Source organism: bacterium (assembly GCA_026398675.1).
Classification (GTDB): Bacteria; RBG-13-66-14; RBG-13-66-14; order RBG-13-66-14; family RBG-13-66-14; genus RBG-13-66-14.
Genome location: JAPLSK010000030.1, coordinates 1 through 2,104, shown reverse-complemented (window position 1 = coordinate 2,104; position 2,104 = coordinate 1). Strand labels below are relative to the sequence as shown.

2 protein-coding genes are annotated in these 2,104 nt (G+C 71.2%); both read right to left on the bottom strand.

Going from position 1 to position 2,104, the window contains the following annotated elements; genetic code table 11:
* The coding region (locus NTW26_00395; protein ID MCX7020733.1) for a hypothetical protein at window positions 1–1,865 on the bottom strand (1,865 nt) is incomplete at its 3' end.
* Between the two features lie 41 nt (window positions 1,866–1,906).
* Window positions 1,907–2,104, bottom strand: a 198-nt coding sequence (locus NTW26_00390) for a 7-cyano-7-deazaguanine synthase (protein ID MCX7020732.1), incomplete at its 5' end; no start/stop codon positions are given.

The following is a 2,104-nucleotide window of genomic DNA, read 5'->3' as shown; positions in this document are numbered from 1 at the left end:
GCCGCCAGCCGCTCGATCTCGGCCCGGTCCAGGTTCTCCACTGCCCGCTGCAGCGAGTCGAGCTGCGCCTTCAGCCGCTCGTCCAGGACCTTTTCCAGAAGCCCCTGCACCTCGGAGAGCTTGGCGAAGCTCTCGGGGGTGATGAGGTTCTCATCGTAGAGGGTGTTCAGGGTGTCCTCGAGCCGGTGGACGATCTCCTCGGCCCGGGTCACCGCCTGCTCCTGCTCGTCCGCCAGCCGACGGAGCTGCCTCTGTTCCTCGGAGCCCACCTGTTCCTCGCCGCGATGCTCGCGGGCCAGCTCCTCCATCCGCTGGGCCAGCCGTTCCTCCCGCTCCCCCAGCTCCTCGAGGGAGTCCATCGGTCCGGCGAAGGTCTCCCCCTCCACGATCTCCTCGATGCCGGGGTAGCGGACCACGAAGCCCACCGACGAGGTGGTCTTCGGACCGGCGAAGGCGTCGTTGTCGGTGACCTCCAGGCGGCACAGGAGCTCCTCGCCGGGGAGGAGGTCCACCCCGGCCAGATTCCAGCGGTAGTCCACACAAGCCGTGAGGCCGAGGTTCCGGGCGATTACGATGCGCATCGGCTCACCGACGCCGCCCCCCTCCGCCCGCCGTGAGTAAACCAGCGCGAGAGAGGAGACCCCGTAGTCGTCGGCAACCCGCGCCGAGACGGGGACGGTCAGGGTGATGTCCAGGTCCACGGCGCCCCCGGGCTCGTCGAGCGCGATCGTGGGCGGCTCGTCGGGGAGGGCCATCAGGCGGTAGCGCGGCGAGGCGGATTCGAGGCCGTTCACCGCAGTCAGGCGGAGGTTCCAGCCCTCGCTTTGGCGGAGGGTGAAAGAGGTCACAAGGCGGGAACCGGCGGCCAACGGGAGCGGCTCTACCGGGACGGCCGGGGACGTCTCGAACTCGAGCCCGGCGGCGGAAAGCTCCGGCGTCGCCAGCGCCTCGAGCCCGATGCGGCTGCCCACGGGGGCGATGACGTTCCCCTCGCCGGGGGGCAGCTCGCGGGGGGGCAGGCCGGTGTAGGCGGGAGGTGAGATTTTCAGGCGCAGACCGCTCAACCGGGGGGAGGGCAGGAGGGTGAGGGTGTATTTTTCTCCGGCGCCGGCGCCGTGGGACACCTGGTACTCGAGGGGCTCGTCCACGGGGGGCAGCCCGGTGGAGAATACTAAGGGGTCATCCCCCGGCTCCAGCGGGGTCTCCCGCCAGGGTCCGCCGGTGAGGGGCCGGTGCCGGAGGACCGGTTTCTGGGGGGGATGATTGAAGAGGGCACGGATGGTCACGGAAGTTCCGGGCGCGACCTCGAGGTTGCCCGGCTCGACCTCGAGAAGCCGGGGAACCGGCGGCAAGGTGTCCCCGCCCAGCATCCCCCGCCACCCCAGGTCGTAGCCGCCGGGACCGATGAGAACCCCGAGACCGAAAACGAGGAGCGCGCCCAGCGCCCCGGTCAGGGGTCGTTTGAGCTCGGCCTGCCAGACTCCCCCCAGGCTGGGGTTCGCCGCGGCCAGCAGCCTCTCGGCGCGCCGCACCTGGAGCCGGGCGAAGGGGCTCGGCGAATCCAGGAGCTCGGCGGCCGAGGAGAGCTCGTCGCCCAGGAATCGGTCGGTGCTTTCGAGGGTGCGCGCGGCCAGCGGGATGTCAGTCACAGCCCACGGCGTGAGGAGGGGCCGGTGGTATAGAAAGAGGGCCGTCCCCAGCCAGCCCAGCCAGCCCAGAAACCAGGGCAGCCCGGCGGCGACGGCGAAGAGGACGAGGGGCAGCGGCGCACCCAGGGCGACCAGGAGCAGCAGCGCCCGTCGGGCCCACCGCGCCGCCCGCAGCCGGTTGCGGACTTTCGCCAGAAACTGTCCGAGCTCCCGCATGACGCTATCCTGTACGCCCGCACGCGGCGGAGGTTCCGGGGTCAGCTCGAAAAGCGGTCGGGAAGGTCAATCCCTCGGCGCGCCGCGTTCGCCGCCAGCGCGTCTTTCAGCCTCCGGCAACTGGGGCACCGCCCGCACATCCGGCCACGGGCGTCGGGGGGGCGGTAGCAGGAGTAGATACGGTCCAGGGGGAGGCCGAGGTCCAGCAGGCGGGCGACGATCTCCCGCTTCGTCCGGTG